The sequence below is a fragment of the Gordonia zhaorongruii genome, assembly GCF_007559005.1.
Classification (GTDB): domain Bacteria; phylum Actinomycetota; class Actinomycetes; order Mycobacteriales; family Mycobacteriaceae; genus Gordonia; species Gordonia zhaorongruii.
Map to the genome: position 1 here is coordinate 706,820 of NZ_CP041763.1, position 17,117 is coordinate 723,936.

The 17,117-nt window shown below is 67.2% G+C and carries 16 protein-coding genes and 1 tRNA gene; 9 read left to right on the forward strand and 8 right to left on the reverse strand.

The window, feature by feature from the left end; translation table 11 throughout:
- Positions 1-14: 14 nt before the first annotated feature.
- The 6 genes from FO044_RS03175 (at position 15) to FO044_RS03195 (ending at position 5,713) form a co-directional block, all read left to right on the forward strand.
- Positions 15-944 carry a UTP--glucose-1-phosphate uridylyltransferase gene (locus tag FO044_RS03175; RefSeq protein WP_143965314.1) on the forward strand — a complete coding sequence of 310 codons (930 nt, stop codon included), beginning with the start codon at positions 15-17 and terminating at the stop codon, positions 942-944.
- 102 nt (positions 945-1,046) lie between these two features.
- Positions 1,047-2,351: a molybdotransferase-like divisome protein Glp gene (gene glp, locus FO044_RS03180; protein ID WP_143965315.1), complete on the forward strand. Its 1,305-nt coding sequence runs from the start codon at positions 1,047-1,049 to the stop codon at positions 2,349-2,351.
- A gap of 16 nt (positions 2,352-2,367) precedes the next feature.
- Positions 2,368-3,036: a GNAT family N-acetyltransferase gene (locus FO044_RS03185; RefSeq protein WP_143965316.1), complete on the forward strand. Its 669-nt coding sequence runs from the start codon at positions 2,368-2,370 to the stop codon at positions 3,034-3,036.
- 156 nt (positions 3,037-3,192) lie between these two features.
- Positions 3,193-4,674, forward strand: a complete 1,482-nt coding sequence (locus FO044_RS03190; RefSeq protein ID WP_143965317.1) for a gephyrin-like molybdotransferase receptor GlpR — start codon at positions 3,193-3,195, stop codon at positions 4,672-4,674.
- Between the two features lie 21 nt (positions 4,675-4,695).
- A complete protein-coding gene (locus FO044_RS14990; protein WP_165943083.1) occupies positions 4,696-4,866 on the forward strand; it encodes a hypothetical protein in 171 nt (56 codons plus the stop codon).
- A 58-nt stretch (positions 4,867-4,924) separates the two neighbouring features.
- On the forward strand, positions 4,925-5,713 hold the full coding sequence (locus tag FO044_RS03195) for a hypothetical protein (protein ID WP_143965318.1): 789 nt from the start codon (positions 4,925-4,927) through the stop codon (positions 5,711-5,713).
- A gap of 18 nt (positions 5,714-5,731) precedes the next feature.
- Here the strand turns inward: FO044_RS03195 and FO044_RS03200 are convergent, their stop codons facing one another.
- Positions 5,732-6,202, reverse strand: coding sequence for a hypothetical protein (locus tag FO044_RS03200; protein ID WP_143965319.1), 471 nt, complete (start codon positions 6,200-6,202; stop codon positions 5,732-5,734).
- A gap of 141 nt (positions 6,203-6,343) precedes the next feature.
- A tRNA-Ala gene (locus tag FO044_RS03205) sits at positions 6,344-6,416 on the reverse strand.
- 523 nt (positions 6,417-6,939) lie between these two features.
- Here FO044_RS03205 and FO044_RS03210 point away from each other — a divergent pair.
- On the forward strand, positions 6,940-8,367 hold the full coding sequence (locus FO044_RS03210) for a SulP family inorganic anion transporter (RefSeq protein ID WP_143965320.1): 1,428 nt from the start codon (positions 6,940-6,942) through the stop codon (positions 8,365-8,367).
- A gap of 10 nt (positions 8,368-8,377) precedes the next feature.
- On the opposite strand, the gene FO044_RS03215 is transcribed toward FO044_RS03210, so the two are convergent.
- From FO044_RS03215 to FO044_RS03235, 5 genes are all read right to left on the reverse strand, one after another.
- On the reverse strand, positions 8,378-9,241 hold the full coding sequence (locus FO044_RS03215) for an HNH endonuclease family protein (RefSeq protein ID WP_143965321.1): 864 nt from the start codon (positions 9,239-9,241) through the stop codon (positions 8,378-8,380).
- A 49-nt stretch (positions 9,242-9,290) separates the two neighbouring features.
- Positions 9,291-10,955 carry an alpha/beta hydrolase gene (locus FO044_RS03220; protein ID WP_143965322.1) on the reverse strand — a complete coding sequence of 555 codons (1,665 nt, stop codon included), beginning with the start codon at positions 10,953-10,955 and terminating at the stop codon, positions 9,291-9,293.
- Entirely contained in the window at positions 10,952-11,245 is a 294-nt protein-coding gene (locus FO044_RS03225) for a hypothetical protein (RefSeq protein ID WP_143965323.1), read from the reverse strand. Before FO044_RS03225 ends, FO044_RS03220 begins: the two co-directional genes overlap by 4 nt.
- Before the next feature lie 123 nt (positions 11,246-11,368).
- Positions 11,369-12,853 (reverse strand): 4Fe-4S binding protein, encoded by a 1,485-nt coding sequence (locus tag FO044_RS03230; protein ID WP_143965324.1) that lies wholly within the window; start codon positions 12,851-12,853, stop codon positions 11,369-11,371.
- Between the two features lie 7 nt (positions 12,854-12,860).
- The gene (locus FO044_RS03235; RefSeq protein WP_143965325.1) at positions 12,861-13,871 is read right to left on the reverse strand and encodes an AurF N-oxygenase family protein; all 1,011 of its coding nucleotides are present in this window, start codon (positions 13,869-13,871) and stop codon (positions 12,861-12,863) included.
- Positions 13,872-14,030: 159 nt separating this feature from the next.
- On the opposite strand from FO044_RS03235, the gene FO044_RS03240 reads away from it, so the two are divergent.
- Positions 14,031-15,746, forward strand: coding sequence for a cation:proton antiporter (locus FO044_RS03240; protein WP_143965326.1), 1,716 nt, complete (start codon positions 14,031-14,033; stop codon positions 15,744-15,746).
- 9 nt (positions 15,747-15,755) lie between these two features.
- Here the strand turns inward: FO044_RS03240 and FO044_RS03245 are convergent, their stop codons facing one another.
- Positions 15,756-16,052, reverse strand: coding sequence for a hypothetical protein (locus FO044_RS03245; protein WP_132993225.1), 297 nt, complete (start codon positions 16,050-16,052; stop codon positions 15,756-15,758).
- A gap of 186 nt (positions 16,053-16,238) precedes the next feature.
- On the opposite strand from FO044_RS03245, the gene FO044_RS03250 reads away from it, so the two are divergent.
- Complete coding sequence (locus FO044_RS03250) at positions 16,239-17,105, forward strand: universal stress protein (RefSeq protein WP_132993226.1); 867 nt, start codon at positions 16,239-16,241, stop codon at positions 17,103-17,105.
- Positions 17,106-17,117 lie beyond the last annotated feature (12 nt).

A 17,117-nucleotide genomic window follows, 5' to 3' on the forward strand; every position in this document is an offset into this window, starting at 1 on the left:
GTAGACTGTTCGGCATGTCTGACCACGCGACGTCCTCGGCCGCATCAGCTTCGGTTCCGCTCATCCCGCACACGGCGGTGGTACCCGCGGCCGGGCTCGGGACCCGATTCCTGCCGGCAACCAAGACCGTGCCGAAGGAACTCCTGCCCGTGGTCGACACTCCGGGCATCGAACTGGTTGCCGAGGAAGCGAAATCCGCGGGTGCCGAGCGGTTGCTCATCGTGACCTCTCCCGGGAAGGACGGCGTCGTCGCGCACTTCGTCGAAGACCTGGTGCTCGAGCACACGCTGTCCTCGCGTGGCAAGGAGGCGATGCTCGCCAAGGTGCGCAACGCGCCGTCGTTGCTGGAGGTCGCGTCGGTCGTGCAGGACAAGCCACTCGGACTGGGGCATGCCATTGGCTGCGTGGAGGCCGACCTGGCCGATGACGAGGACGCGATCGCCGTCCTGCTGCCGGACGATCTGGTGCTCCCGGGCGGTGTGCTCGGCCGCATGGCGCAGGCCCGTGCGCGCTTCGGCGGAAGCGTGCTGTGCGCCATAGAGGTGCCTGACGAGAAGATCAGCGCGTACGGCGTGTTCGACGTGACCGAAGCCGACCCCGCGTCTCCAGACGTGAAACGGGTACGAGGCATGGTGGAGAAGCCCGCGCGACAGGACGCACCGTCGAACCTGGCGGCTGCCGGACGCTACATCCTCGATCGCAAGATCTTCGACGCGCTGCGCGAGACCGAGCCGGGTGCGGGCGGCGAACTCCAGATCACCGACGCGATCGCGCTCCTCATCGAGCAGGGGGAGCCCGTGCACGTGGTGGTGCACACCGGGTCCCGCCACGATCTGGGCAATCCTGGCGGATACCTGAAAGCGGCCGTCGACTTCGCCCTGGACCGCGACGACTACGGCCCGGACCTGCGTTCCTGGCTGGTGGAACGGCTCGCTGACAGCTGACCCGCGCGCCTTACGGCGGGAACACGCCGGAGGCGTTTACCCTCGGGGAGCAGCACAGGACGAGATGCCGGGTGTTTCACTCCGGCCCGGTGAGGAGAAGCGATGCGTTCGGTCGAGGATCATCTGAGCCTCGTGACTGCGTCAGCGGTGGCGCCCCGGCCCATTCAGGTCGCGATCTCCGAAGCGCAGGGACTGATGTGCGCGGAGGAAGTCGCCACCACCGACCCGATGCCCGGCTTCGATCAGGCTGCCATCGACGGCTACGCAGTGCGCGCCGTCGACGTGACCCTGGCGGGGACTACGGCGCCCGCCGACCCGAGCGCTCTGGCGGATGAGCCGGTCGACGCGTCGGTCCTCGACGACACCGACCGGGTGGTCGTGCATCTCCCCGTAGTGGGGGAGGTGGCACCGGGTTCGCGGACACCGACGCGGCTGCAGCCGGGGCAGGCGGTTCGAGTGGAGACCGGCGCGCCCATGCCGACGCTCGCCGATGCGGTGATTCCGCACCGCTGGACCGACGGTGGCGGCGACCGCGTGATGGTCGGACACGCCGTCGAGAGCGGCGAGTACGTACGACGCACCGGTGACGACGTGCAGCCCGGCGACATCGCCGTGCGCAGTGGAACGGTGATCGGGGCGGCTCAGGTCGGACTGCTCGCGGCAGTGGGTCGGTCTCGTGTGCTCGTCCACCCGCGACCACGGGTCGCGGTGATCGCGGTGGGCAGCGAGCTAGTCGACATCGACCGAGATCCCGGCCCCGGCCAGAACTTCGATGTGAACAGCTACGCACTGGCGGCTGCGGCCCGCGATGCCGGTGCCGAGGTGCACCGGGTCGGGATCGCCGAGCGGGAACCAGAACGGCTCCGGGAGGTCGTCGAAGGCCAGCTCATCCGATCGGAGATCGTGGTAGTCTGCGGCGCCGTCGGCGGTGTGGCCTCGCAGGTGATCACCGAGGCGGTCGAGGAGCTCGGCGATCTGGAGGTCGGGCGGGTCGGCATGCATCCGGGTTCCGTTCAGGGGTTCGGCCGGCTCGGTAAAGACGAGATCCCGACGTTCCTGCTGCCCGCGAATCCGGTCAGCGCACTCGTCACGTTCGAGGTGATGGTCCGGCCGCTGATCCGGATCGCGCTCGGTAAGCGTCAACCGATGCGACGGACGGTCGTCGCCAGGACGATCGGGCCGATCGCATCGGTCGTCGGCCGTAAGGGATACCTGCGCGGCAGATTGATGCGCGACGAGAAATCCGGCGATTACCTGGCACAGGTGATCGGCGAGTCCGAGACCGGGGCGTCGCACCTGCTGGCCGAGCTCGCCGAGGCCAACTGCCTCATCGTGGTGCCGGAGGACGTGGAGGACCTGGCCACGGGCGACCGTGTCGAGGTCGTGTTCCTGGCCGAACGCACCTGAGTCATAGAATCGCACTGTGCTGAACTGGCTGATCGACTCAGCGAATCATCCCGGATGGCCCGCGACGGCGGGGCCCGTGCGCGTGCCGAAAGGCACCGTCCGTCTGCGGCCCGTGAAATTGCGGGACGGTCGTACGTGGAGTGCACTCCGGATCCGGAACCAGAACGAACTGCTGCCGTGGGAGCCGACGGGCTCCGGCCAGTGGGAACGTCGGCACCAGTCCTCCTCATGGGCACCCATGCACTCGATTCTGAAGGCTGAAGCGAAGCGCGGTGCGATGATGCCGTTCGTCATCGAACTCGATGGCGAGTACGTGGGCCAGTTGACGATCGGGAACATCCAGCGCGGTGCTGTCCGCAGTGGATGGATCGGATACTGGGTCGACCGTGAGGCCACCGGGAACGGCGTGGCGAAGGCCGCTGTCGCACTCGGTGTCGATCATGCCTTCGGACCCGGAGGCCTGCACCGGCTGGAGGCGACCGTGCAGCCGGGCAACGGTGCGTCGCGGTCGGTACTGCGGGGAGTCGGATTCCGGGAGGAGGGGCTCCTCAAGCGCTACATGGACGTGAATTCGCGGTGGCGTGATCACCTGCTACTGGCCCTGACCGTCGAAGAGCTCGCCGATACGGCCGTCGACTCCTTGCTGCGTGCCGGACGGCTGGTTCCGCACATTGAGAAGTCGTGAACCACGGGCCGACGCGTGTCACCGGCCGTCCCGTTACCTGAGAAGCCGATGAGTTCGCCACTCGCGCGGCGCGCCTGAGCGATCGAGAGGGCCTGTCTTCATAGGCTGTGCAGTGGAGACTCGTCACACTCGACTCGGAGAAGGGAGGCTCCCGACATGCCGAATTCGGTTCTGTGGGTGTTCCTGATCGTGGTCTGGCTGTTCGTGCTGGTGCCGATGGTGCTGCGCGGACGTCCGCAGGCTCGAAAATCGTCGGCTACCGCGGCGCAGACGCGCGTCGTGCACCGCGGCGGAAGCCGTGGTGCGGCGTCTCGTCGCCGTGCCGCGACTACGCGAGCCGACCGCGCCGAGGCGGCAGCCAAGCGCATCGCCGAGCGCAAGGCCGTGCGCGCCGCCGCAGCCGAGAAGCTCGAGAAGACGAGCGGCGAGACCAAGACTCGCGTCGCGGCTGACGTCGAGTCCGCGGCCGAGTCGGCCACGCCCGAGAAGACCACGGCCGAGAAGGTCACGGCCGAGAAGGTCACGGCCGAGAAGACCACGGCCGAGAAGGTCACGGCCGAGAAAACTGCTGCCCCCGAACAGGTTTCGCCTATCGCCGACGACGACGTGATCGACGTCGAGATCGAGAACGAGGCCGAGGACGGGACCGACAACGAGTCCGGGGGCACGGCCGATCAGGCGAGCAGTGCCGCTGACCGTGACGATTCGGACGCAGATGAGTCGGACACCGTCGAGGTGGAAGGCGAACTCGTCGACGAGGATGAGCCGGACGAGAAGGTCCGCATCCGTCGGGTCGCAGAGTCGGCGGTCGAGACCACTGATGTGATCGACGTCGTGGACGTGGAGGTGGTCGACCTCGATGAGGCGCAGGCATCGCGCGTCGAGCCGGTGACCGTCGTCGATGAAGAGGACGTCGACGACGAGGGCGAGTTCGACGAGAGCGATGTCGACGAGGACTACGCGTACGACGAGGACGATGAGTACGACGACGCCTTCGACGACGACGCCTTCGACGAGGACGATGAGTACGACGACGCGGAGTACGAGGACGACGAGTACGACGATGATCTCGAGGACGAGTACGACGAGGACGAGTCCGATCTCGCCGACGACGCCGCTGATGACGGTGATTCGGTCGAGCAGTCTCCGAAGCCGACGCCGCGGGAACTGCGCGGTCGGGGCGGATACGGTCCCGGTCGGGCTCGCGAGCGCGAGGAGGCAGCTTATCGGGAGCGTCGCCGGGTGCTCGCCGCTCTCGCGGTACTGACCCTCGCCGCCATCGCGTCGGCGTTCTTCATCGCTCCGCTGGGATACGTCGCTGCGGGGCTGATGATCGTCGTATCGGCGGCCTATCTCGTGTTCCTGCGACGGGCGGTGCGTGCCGAGCATGCGCGGCACGCGCAGCGGATGGCCCGGGAACGTCGCCGCCGTGCGGAGGACCAGCGCGTCGAGCGCAAGCAGGCCGAGCCCGGATACGTGGCACCTCCGGCGCGTCTGCGGCGTCCGGGCGGCGCCGTCGTGCTGGAGATCGACGACGAGGATCCGGCCTTCGAGTACCTGCCGACGTATGACTTCGAGTACGCGCGGGACCAGGACCTCCAGTACGAGGACGCGTCCATTCACCGCACGGCCGTCTGATTCGCGCTTAGGCTGAGAAGAATGAGCAACGAGACCGAGTGGTACTACAACCTGTCGACCCGTCAGGTGACCAAGGGCAAGGTCGGCGACGTATTCGACCGGATGGGCCCGTATCCGGATGAGGCGACCGCGCGTCAGGCCTTGGAGATCGCCGCGGCACGCAATGCCTCAGCGGATAGCGACGACGACTGACCTCTCCTGATCGCGGAGGTCCCCGACTCCGGGCGTTGCGCGTCGTAGGGTGATCCGCATGGCTCTGAGTGACAAGCAACTCGTCAGCGTGCTCGACCGGTCGGTCGGTGTGATCGATCCGCTCCTCGATGTGCTGGCCGGGGCCGACCCGCTTCGGCTGAAGCCCCGGACGTTCGACGATGCACCGCCGACCTCGTATGCCTCGCGGACCGCCGACGCCTTCGCCTGGACGCTCGACGTCGCCGACTGGCCCGGTACGGCCGGGTGGGACGAACTGTCGATGAACGGTCGTGCCGACTGGTGGGTATCGCGAATCGGCGCGGTATCGACGGCGGCGGTGGCATTCCCGAGCATCCTCGGTCCGTGGACTAAAGTACTGCCGGTCGGCAGCTATCTCGGCTATGCCGGGCAGGCACTGGTCATCCGGGCCGTTGGCCGCGTGTACGGGGTAACCTCTCGCGCTGCGGGCGTGGTGATCCTGGCGCAGATCCTCTTCGATCGGGATGTGTCGCCTGCGGTGGTCGGCCTCAGCGACGATGCGCCGTCGGAGCAGGCGCCGGAGGGGGAGACCGGAGTCCTGTCGACGGTGTGGGAACTCGGTAAGACGCTGTACGACCTCTCTCAGTCGCTCGATTCCCGGCCGTCCGCGCCGCGCGTCATCGGCTGGGCTTCGTGGATCCCGCTGCTCGGCGGACCCCTCGCGTATGTGGGGGAGCGGATCGCATTGCGACGCGCAGTCGACGAGTGCCGCGCTTGGATCGCTGCGCATCCGTCGACGATCGACACGGAGGCGGATGATCAGTTCACAATCGGGGATCCCCAGGAGGTCGGGGACGCTCCCGGCTGATCAGTGGATCGAGGTCCGTCAGACGGCGAGGAACGCGCCCAGGAACACCAGTGCCAGGCTGAGGATGCCGAGTGCCGCGCGTAGAAGGCCTGCGGTGCGGGCCTCTCGTGTCACGCGCGTCTGGAGGCTGTCTACTTCGGGTTCGGCGGTCAGTCGCCGGCGCAGTCGCGTCATGCGGCGGGCCTGCGCGACGGCGACGGCGAAGCTGACCAGCAGGAGCGCTGCGACGATGCAGATGGTCACGATCAGTCCGCCGCTTGTGCGGTTGTGCGCCAGCACCCCACCGGTGGCCAGAGCGATGACGAGTGCCGGTGCCCCCACCCAGAAGTACATCCGTCCGAGGGCGCGGAAGAAGTCGACTCGGCTGGACGGCGCGAGAGTCCGGGTCGCGGCACGAGCGACGACCGCGATAGCGAAGTAGCCACCGATCCAGATGCTCGTGGCGATGATGAATACCGCAAGAACGAGTGCTTGGCCCGTGCTCGACATGTGAGGATCTCCCGTTCCGCCGACCGACAATGGTATTTCTACAGAATTGTAGTTGTAGAAACTGGCGGGACGGTCGCCGCCCTGCAGATGCAGGGGTGGGAAAACGAAGAACCCGCAAGCCTGTGGCCTGCGGGTTGAAAGTGGAGCTAGGGAGAATCGAACTCCCGACCTACTCGATGCGAACGAGTCGCGCTACCAACTGCGCCATAGCCCCGGGTGTCACATGTGTGAACCGCTGACCACTATACAGCCGGAGGCAACGAGAACGGCACCCGGGCCACGTGGTGTGGGGCGGGTGCCGTTCTGAGTGCCTCGGGCGAGATTATGCGCCGAAGTTGAATGCGAACGACAGGAAGTCGCCGCCGAAGATGTAGAAGTCGTTGAAGAACTGGGTGAGGTTTTCCATGATGTTGCCTTTCCTGAGGGAGGGAACGCTTTGTGCGATGCACGGAAAGCGTTACACGCGATGGCCTGAGTGGAAACTTGAGAGACCTCAGATCACAACACCTGACCTGGTGTGATGCACAACATTACGGCGGCGGTTCCTTCCCTGTAAGGCGCTCTACCCGCGGTGTTGGATCGCGGTTATCCACACTCGGAAACTTAGGTAACCCTGAGTTTGTGTGCAGTTAACCGCGAGGGCTGCGAGGTCCGGCCGTCAGCACAGGAAAGACTCTCAATCCGAACTCGATGGTTGTCGGGGATGGTATAGCGTCCACGACGTCGTCGAGTGGAGTGTGTGTGAAGAATTCGTGGTGGCGCTCGCACTGATTCCGGAGGCCATCTCGTTCTCGATCATCGCCGGTGTGGACCCGCGCATCGGTCTCTTCGCCTCGTGCACCATGGCGGTGACCATCTCGATCGTCGGTGGACGGCCCGCGATGATCTCCGCAGCGACGGGTGCGGTCGCACTCGTCGTCGCCCCGATCGCCCGCGAACACGGCCTGGACTACCTGCTCGCCACCGTCATCCTGGCAGGCGTCTTCCAGGTGATCTTCAGCGTTCTCGGCGTCGCCAAGCTGATGCGCTTCATTCCGCGGAGCGTGACGGTCGGCTTCGTGAACGCGCTCGCGACCCTCATCTTCGGTGCTCAGATCACGCATATGGTCGACGTGCCCTGGCTCGTGTATCCGATGATCGCCATCGGTCTGGTCATCATCTTCGGCCTGCAGCGGCTGACGTCGGCCGTCCCGGCGCCCCTGGTCGCGATCGTGATACTGACGTCCATCACGATGGTGTTCGCCCTCGACGTCCCCGACGTCGGTGACGAGGGCGATCTTCCGGACTCCCTTCCGCACTGGTTGATCCCCGACGTTCCCTTCACTCTGGAGACCCTGCAGATCATCGCCCCTTACGCCGTCGCCATGGCGATCGTCGGGCTCCTCGAATCGCTGATGGCCGCGAAGCTCGTCGACGACATCACCGAGACGCACTCGGACAAGACCCGTGAGGCGTGGGGGCAGGGCGCCGCGAACGTGGTGACTGGATTCTTCGGCGGCATGGGCGGCTGCGCGATGATCGGGCAGACGATGATCAAGGTCAAGAGCTCGGGCGCGCGCACCAGGATCTCTACCTTCCTCGCCGGCGCCTTCCTCCTCGCGCTCGTCGTCGGTCTCGGCGACCTGGTTGCCCAGATGCCGATGGCGGCGCTGGTGGCGGTGATGATCGTCGTCGCGGTGAGCACGTTCGACTGGCACAGCATCGCTCCGGCCACCCTGCGCCGGATGCCGTGCAGTGAGACCGCGGTCATGGTGGTCACCGTCGTCGTCACCGTCATCACCAGCAACCTGGCCATCGGCGTCGGTGCAGGCGTCATCACCGCGACGCTGCTGTTCGTGCGACGGGTCGCGCACTTCACACACGTGGCCACCGACGATGAGGTCGGTGCGGACGGCGGTGCGGTTCGCAGATACCGGGTGCGAGGGGAGTTGTTCTTCGCGTCGAGCAACGACCTCGCGTACCAGGTCGACTATCCGGGCGATCCCAGCAGAGTGGTGATCGACCTGTCCGAGACTCACGTATGGGATGCATCGACCGTCGCTGCCATGGATGCGATAGAGACGAAATACGCGGCGAATGGCAAGACCGTGGAGTTCGTCGGACTCAACGAGGCGTCCGCGCAGCGGCACGTTCGGCTGTCCGGTCATCTCGGCGGTGAGCACTGATGGTCGTCGCTCACCGGCCTCCGGATGTGCGGCGGTTCGCGTCCGCTTCCGTGGGAAGCGGCTGACCTGGGCACTTGGCGAGGACGCGTTCGATGGCGTCCCGCTCGGCCGAGGTCACCCAGAGGTCGTACTTGGCCTTCACCGCTACCTGTCGTGCCACGTAGGTGCACCTGAACGGTTTGCTGGGGACGAGCCACGTCGCCGCGTCGGAGTCGCTCTTGGACTGATTGGTTCGGCGGCTGGTCGCGATGAGGTTCAGCGGGTCGTTGGCGAGGTTCACGCGCTCCGACGTCGACAGCTGTTGCGCGCCCTTCTGCCAGGCGTCGCTCAGGGCGACCACATGGTCGATCGGAACCAGTGATGATGTCTTGCTGCCGCGAGAGAACTCGACCGTGGTGGCGGTGTACGGGTCGTGGAGCACGCCGTTGAGCACCACGCAGTCGTGCGTGCGCGGCTTGAACACGACGGCGGTCAGGTCGCGCTGCAGGATGTCGTTACGCGTATCGCAGCCGTTGTGGCCTCCGTCGACTGCGACGTCGTCGTCCCACGCCTGGCCGAAGAGCTCCCGTTGGTAGCCGGTCTTCGGTGCGCGGCCCTTGACGGGAAGCGTCGCGAGAGCCCGCGCCGCGGTGCCCGTTGCCGTCGAATCCGTCGTCGCCGAGCCTGGCGACGATCCGGGCTTCGATGATGGTGCCACGGAGGACGGAGCCCAGGCGCGTGGAACGGTGAACGACGCGGACGGGACAGCGTCGTCCGGCCACCCGACGTCGGTGCGGTCGCTATCGGGCAGCGTGCACCCGCTGACGACGGCACCGGCACCGGTGAGTACCGCAGCGAGTGCGGTCACAGTGCGAACGCGCGACGAACGAAGCATGCACTCATTGTGCCGATGACCTCTGACAACCGGGCCTACGATCGGCAGCTCATCGAAAGGGCGCAGTGAACGGTGCGACGAGCTGATCGAGCAGCATCGTGCCGGCGATCTTCCCGGCCAGGGTCAGAGTGCGCTCGACGTCGTCCAGTTCGTCGGCGCCCGGAAGATCGGGTGCGCGGTCGACGTAGTGGTCCGGCTCCTCGCCGATCACGACCTGCGCGATGGCCTCGAAGGCATCGGACTCGGGGTCACTCAGATACGAGGAGTGGGCCGAGGTTCCTTCGAGGAGGTGCCGATCGCCGTTCTCGTCGGGACCGGAGTATCCGGTGTCGAGCCGGGTGACGCCCGGCGCCGTGTCGGGATCGCCGCCGTGGACGAGGCCTCCGTACTCCTGAGCGATGTGTATCAGATCGCCCGGCGCCGTCAGCGAGTAACGGCGGACGTCGGGGTCCGGATTCGACCACTCGGCATCCGGCAGCGTGCCGGTTCCCGCGGAGGAGGCGTACACGACACGGTCGGCGCGCATGCCCAGCTGCTCGGCCGTGCCGACGATCGAGCCTCCGTACGAGTGCCCGATGACGGTGGTCGGCACACCGGGTGCCGTGGTCGCGAGCTCGACGTCGAGCTGCTTTCCGAAGGCGGCGAGGCGCGGGGCGGCCTCCATCGCGAGCCGTGGGTCGATCGCCATCGATTTGGTCCCGTGGACCGGGTTGCCCACGATCGTCTGCGGAAACTCGCCGTTCGCGTAGACGATGACCGGAGCCTTGGTCCGCTTGTGCAGAGCCTGCGCGTTCGCGCGCAGCGACTCGGAGTCGTCGAGGGCTGTTCCGGTGCCGGGGACGAACACCGCGACGCCCGGGGCGTCCTGATCGATGTCGCCGATCAGCTCGACGAAACGGCCGCCTTCGTCGGGATCGAATGCGATGAATCGTCGCTCGTCGTCGAGCAGGGTGCGGAGCTTGTCCGCAGCCGGGCCGTCCTCCCGTCCGAGACGCTCCTCATCGGCGAGCAGGTTCAGCATTGAGAGTCGATTTGCGGTGATCCGGTCGGTGAAGGGGACGCCGTCGAGGTTGCCGACCGTGCCCGGATCGGCGGTGATGACCCGGTTGCGCTCCGCAGGCGAGAGGGATTCCCAGTACGGTCGGCGTTCGGCGGGCGGCAGCTCGGCCATGCGTTGCGCGGCGTAATGCGGTGCACCCGAGGGGCCACCAGGCAGGACCACGGAGGTGGAGTCCCCGCTGCCGTCGAGTGATTCCAGGGCACCGTGCAGGGCGTTGCTGGTCATCGAGTCGTTGGCAGCGACCGCAGCGAGCTTCGACTGGATCTTCTCGGTGAGGTACAGGGCATCGGCAGCGCGCGCGTCGTCCGAGTGCGTCGTTGCTCCGGTGGCCGATACGGCGAATCCGGCGACCCGCGCGACGTAGACCTGTTGCCGGAGTGCAGTTCGCGACAGTTCCAGTCTCGCGTGCCCGGACCTGGTGGCTCGGGCGGCAGCGGCGACGGCTCGAGCGGTTCGTCGAAGCGAGCCGTTCACCACGTCGATCCGTGCGGTGGCGGCATCGTGCGTCGCTCCGTGCCAGTCGGCGTCGGAGTGTGCGTGAGCCACCGCCGTTGACCCCGCGTCGACAAGCCGGTCGGCGAGCGTGTCCAAGGATGCTGCGGCGGCCGGCAACTGCGTCAGATCCCAGGACAGGACATCGTCGACGGTGGTCATCGCACGGCGCCGGCTGATGCGGCGGCGATGCCGACGGCCGCTGACCGGTCGGACTCCTGCGACCGTGCGTTGAACGCATCGAGGGCTTCGCCGAGTGCGATGAGCCGGTCGGCGTCGGCACCGGACACCACGGTGGCCCGCAGGCAGAACGTCCGCACGGCGCGCACTGCGCTACCGGATCGGCCGTGCGGGGGAGCGTTCAGTGTGACGCCGTCGAGCGCGTCGCCCTGCTGTCGCCAGACCGCCGCGATCTGTGCGATCTGTGCCGGTGTGATCCCGAATCCCGCCATGGCGTCGTCCTCCGAACCGACGGCGCCGGTCGGCGCCCTTCACCGGTTAGACGCGCAGGCCGGTCGCACGGTTCTGGCGGATTCCACAGTGCGGAGCAGGAGGACTGCGGCGGAGGACTGCGGTCAGCGGGGGATCGGCAGCAGCCCGGCCTCCGCGTCGGCGAGGAGACTCGCCACGGTCTCGCCCGAGTCGGTCTTGTTGGTGCCGATGAACCCGGACGGACCGCGCTTGATCCAGCCCGTCACGTAGACGCCGGGAATCGGATCGCCGCCGTCGACGACGCGACCCGCGCGGTGCGCGACGGTGCCGGTCGTCTCATCGAACGGCAGTCCGGGGACCCGGACTCCGCGGTACCCGATGGAGGTGAGCACCAGACCGGTGTCGATGGTCTCCTCGGCATCGGATCCGGTGAGCCTGAATCGGACACCGCGGGCGCGGTCATCACCCACGATCTCGATGGGAGTGCGGCCGAAGGTGAGGCGGATGAACGGCTCCTCGGGCCTGCGCCGCTGCGAGATCTCGTGCAGGAGAGCCACCTTGGCGGCGGCCGTCGGATCGGGGTGGTCCGGGGTCGGCCAGCGGTCGAGCTCGGCCGGATCGACCCACACGCGGGCCGTGCCGTCGGCGAGGCCGATCAGCTCGGGCAGGGTGAAGGCCGCGTGCTCGGGTCCGCGGCGTCCCGCCACCACCACTTCGCGGACGGTGGAGGCACGCAGTGCCGTGAGCGCGTCTCGCGAGATGTCGGTGGCCTCGAGGCCGTCCGGTTCGGCGGTCAGGATCCGGGCGACGTCGAGGGCGACGTTGCCGTTGCCGATCACGATGACCCGGTCGGTCGACAGGTTCGGCTCCGGTGCGAGGAAGTCGGGGTGGGCGTTGTACCAACCCACGAGTTGTGTCGCACTCCGTACTCCGGGCAGGTCGACTCCGGGTACCGGGAGCGCACGGTCGGTGGGAGCACCGCCCGCCCAGAGCACCGCATGATGCCGTGCGCGCACGGCATCGAGCGAGATGTCCTCGCCGACATCGGTGTTCAGCATGATGTCGATGTTCGGATGGCGGGCGATGTCGTCGAACAGGTCGATCACCCGCCGGGTTGACTGATGATCCGGGGCGACGCCGAAGCGGGCCAGCCCGAACGGCGTGGAGAGTCGTTCGTACACGGTGACGTGGACCCTCGGCTGCTTGAGCAGTTCGTCGGCGGCGTACATCGACGACGGTCCGGAGCCGATGATCGCTACGTCCACGCGGCCGGGGCCGCCCCGGATGGCCTTCGGCTTCCGGATGGGTGCGAGGGGGAGTCGTCGGTGCTGCTCAACGGGGAAGCGTGCGCCCGGTGCTCCGGTCTCGTCCTCGGAGAGGCCGTAATGGCCCGCGTTGACGTCGACGAAGCGATCGGCGTTCTCCGGGAGCCGGTGGCCGGGGAGGATGGCGCCGACGGGGCACGCCGAGACGCACGCGCCGCAGTCGACGCAGCTCGATGGATCGACGTACAGCATCTCGGCGGTGCCGAAGCCCGGTTCGTCGGGCGTCGGGTGAATGCAGTTGACGGGGCATGCGTAGACGCAGGAGGCGTCACCGCAGCATGCCTGGGTGATGACGTGGGGCACCGGCGGATCAGCTGGCCGTGTAGGCGGGTTCGCTGCGGAAGCGGGACGAGCGACCGTCGATGCCGAGCATCCGCCAGATGCGGCGTGACGCCACGTTCATCAGGCCGCACTGCTCGGCGAGCATGCGTACGTCTCCGAACACGCCGCGCAGGAAGGCCTTCGACTCGTCCGATCCCCAGAAGATGTCCTTCATGACGTCGCGGGGCACGTCGAACTCCTTGGCGAACTCGGGCGGCGGAACCACGATCGCGCTGCACAGCACGCGCATCACGATCGGCATCACGAGTGACAGCCCGAAACGGTGTAACCGGCTCTTGGTCGGCACGGTGGTGCGCAGATGGTTGTGGGCGAAGGAGATGTGCCGGGCCTCCTCGGCGACGTGCAGCTCCATGACCGCGGACATCGCCGGATGCAGGTTGGACCGATTGCGCAGGAAATCCTTCTGGATGTGATCGATCGGCTCCTCGCCCGCGAGAACGCCGAAGAAGAACACCGTCGGCACGAGGGTCGAGAACAGCGGGATGATCGGTGACGTCATCCGCATCTGACGCCGCATGCCGTGCGTCGGCATGTCGATCCGGTTGACGAGCTCCTGGAACATGAGCGTGTGGTTGCACTCCTCCTTGGACTCGTGCGTCACGTAGCGGAACCGCTTGTCCCCGTTGGGGAGATGATCGGCGTACTGCATCAGTCCGCGAATGAGGATGGACTCGAACTGCAGTCCGACCTTCGCGACGTTGGCCTGACGCCACATGCCGATGCGGATCTGCTTCTCCTGGGGAAGGTTCTGGTACCACGGGTGGCGGCCGATGGGGTCGACCTCGTACGACAGGATCCACCTCGGATCATCCGGAATCACCGCCATCTCGGGGGCGTCCCAGTCGATGTCGACGTACGGATCGAAGTTCCGGTGCACCGAAGCCGTGGACAGATCGTCGAGCACCTGTTCGTAGTCCGGTTCGGTCTCCTGCTTCACCGGTGGCCGGTACGAAGTGGGCCGGTGCGGGGTGGTGGTCATCGCTGTCTCCTCAGTGACGGTCGGCCGGTGTCGGCCGGAGCAAGCTCTCTACTCCACCGTTACACCATTCATTGTCATTGTCAACGAGTGATGGCACGATGAGCGACGTCATGTCGAATGGCCTGGGAATCGCGGTGCGATCTGCGGCAGAATGGCCGGGTGGAAGCCGTCGTCATCGTTGTCGTGTGCGTGCTGGCGATCGCGGCTGCCAACCACTTCGCCTCCCGGCTTCGCATGGCGGCGCCGCTGCTCCTCGTGCTGTTCGGCGTGGCTGTCAGCTTCGTGCCGAGCCTTCCTCCGGTATCGGTGAATCCCGAGATCATCCTGATGGGGGTGCTCCCACCGCTGCTCTACGCGGCCGCAGTCGCGATGCCCGCGATGGAGTTCAAGCGGGACTTCCAGATGATCAGCGGCCTGTCCGTGGCGCTGGTCGTGGTCAGCTCGCTGGGTCTCGGTCTGGTGTTCATGTGGGTCCTGCCGCAGGCCGACTTCGCGACCGGCGTCGCGCTCGGGGCGATTCTCAGCCCCACAGATGCGGTGGCCACCAATACCGTCCAGCGCGTCGGTGCGCCGAATCGGCTGATCACGGTACTCAGCGGGGAGAGCCTCTTCAACGATGCGAGTGCGCTGGTCATGCTGCGTGCGGCGATCGCGGCGATGGCGTCGAGCGTGTCGCTCTTCGGGGTCGCGGTCTCGTTCGCCTGGGCGATTCTGGCCGCCGTCGCGGTCGGGGCCGTCATCGGCTGGGTCTTCGTGCGCATTCGCGCCCGTATCTCCAATCCGGCGGTCGCCACGGCGACTTCGCTGGTGATCCCGTACGTCGCCTTCGTGCCGACGGAGCTGATCGAGGCATCGGGCCTCGTCGCGGCCGTGGCGGCGGGACTGATGTCCGGGCGTGGTTCCGTTCGGTACTTGACGGCGGCGCACCGGCAGTCCGACGTTCAGAGTTGGCGGATGGTGGAACTTCTGCTCGAAGGCGGCGTCTTCCTCCTCATGGGTCTCGAGCTCAAAGCGCTGATCATCGACGTCGGTGACAGCGGCGACACCGTCTGGCATGCACTGTGGCCCGCAGCGCTCGCGTTCGTGCTTCTCATCCTGATCCGACTCGCCCTGGTGATGCCACTGGTGCAGTGGTCGGAGAGGCGGGCGCGCCGTCTGATCGCGCACGAGGAGCGGCTCGAACGCCTCCACGTCGACCTGGCGGATTCGAAGCGACTGGGCAGGCGGGCCACTGACCGGGTGCGCGCCCGCATCGGCCGACGTCTGGCCGACATCGCGTTCTACCGAACTCAATCGATCGGTGCGCGTGAGGGCCTCGTCGTGGTGTGGGCGGGCATGCGAGGCGTCGTGACTCTCGCGGCGGCCCAGACGCTCCCGGCCGACACTCCCTACCGCTCCATGCTGGTGCTCCTGGCGTTCTTCGTCGCCGTCGGATCGTTGATGATCCAGGGCGGCACTCTCGCGGCGTTCGTCCGGTGGATGAAGCTGCCGGACCACTCGGCCGACGAGGCGGCGGAACGCAAGTTGCTCGGCCGGGAGATGGCGTCCGTCACGGGACGGATCCTGGCCGACCCGAGTGTGTCCGCCGATCCGAGGATCGCACGGAGCATCGAGACGGTGCGCCGGTTGGAGGCGACGGAGGGGGACGAGGACGTCGGCGACGGAGCCGATCTCGACGCGGTGGCCCTCGATCGGCGGATGGCGGGCGCCAAGCGGATGCGCCGCGTCCGCCGGATGATCCTCGACGGGCAGCGTCGGCATCTGCTGGAGCTGCGCGAGCGCGGATCGTTCAGTTCGAGTGCGCTCACCTCCGCACTCGAGCGGCTCGACGCCGAGGAACTCAGTCTCGACGCACAGGCGCCGGCTGGTTCGTGAGTCGGCGGATCAGGTGATGAGGGCCGGGATGGCGCCGAACACCCACGTCACGCTCAGCCCGAGCAGGAACCACGAAGCGCCTTGCCACATCTGCCAATCCCCGTTCCGGCGCCAGATCAGCCAGGTACGGACCATCGCTGCGATCGTGCCGATCACGATCACAACCGGGCCGGCGATCAAGAAGGCGGTGTGCACGCCGCCGTCGGTGTTCAGCGCGACGATGAGCACCACGAGCCCCGCTGCGAAGGTCGCACACACGTGGAGAGCCGCATCGCGGATGGCTGCCCGACGTTCGTCGGTGGTCATGGTCACGTCCTCTTCGAGTCGCACGGCCGGTTGCCGACCGGATTTCCTGCACCGTCAGTCTACCGAGACTCGAATGCCGGGTATGCCCCTGCAATCCGGCAGGGATTGGGACAGAATGGAGTCAGGCTGTAATCGGAGTCGTTGACGTGCGGTTCCGGGCCCGACGCCTGAAGGAGAGTGTCTGCGATGAGTGTGATCCTGGTCGGTGTAGATGGTTCTGAGGCTTCGGCGGATGCGGTTCGCTGGGCCACCCGGACGGCGGCGGCCGAACATCTCCCGCTGAAGATCGTCGCCGCATACAGTTCCACCACGAGCGATTACGCGCCGGGCCTGGTCATTCCGCAGGACGTGATCGACGCGATCCGCAAGGAATCGACGAGCGCGGTCCAGTCGGCCGCCGAGATCGCGCGGGGCGAGGTGCCCGACATCGAGCTGAGCGGCTCCATCGTCGAGGGCGACGCGGCACGGGTGATGCTGGAGGTAGGCGCCACCGCGCACACGATCGTGCTCGGCACCCGCGGCCTCGGCAGCGTCAAGGGCCTGTTCCTCGGATCGGTGAGTACCAACGTCGCCGCACATGCCAAGGGGAGGGTGGTCATCGTGCCGCACGGGGCGACCGGCGGAGACGGCCCCGTGGTGGTCGGCGTCGACGACTCGGCGGTCAGCGACCCCGCCGTCGAAGAGGCCTACCGCCAGGCCGACGTGCACAAGTGCAAGCTCGTCGCGGTGCACACCTGGACGCCGCTCGACGCCGATGCCCTGCATGGTTTCGGTCTCGATCAGGCGGAGATCGAGGAGATGTCGAACCAGGCGATCGAGGCGGTCGCCGAGCGCATGGCCGGTTACCGCGAGGACTATCCCGACGTCGAGGTGGAGCGGGTGGTGATCCCCGAGGAGCCGGCCAAGGCGATTCTCGACGCGGCCCGCGACGAGGCGTCCCTGATCGTGATGGGAAGCCGCGGCCGCGGCGGCTTCGCCGGGCTGCTCCTGGGATCGCGTAGCCAGAAGGTGCTGCACCACGCCCAGGTTCCCGTGATGATCGTGCGCCGCTGACGCCGGTCCCGG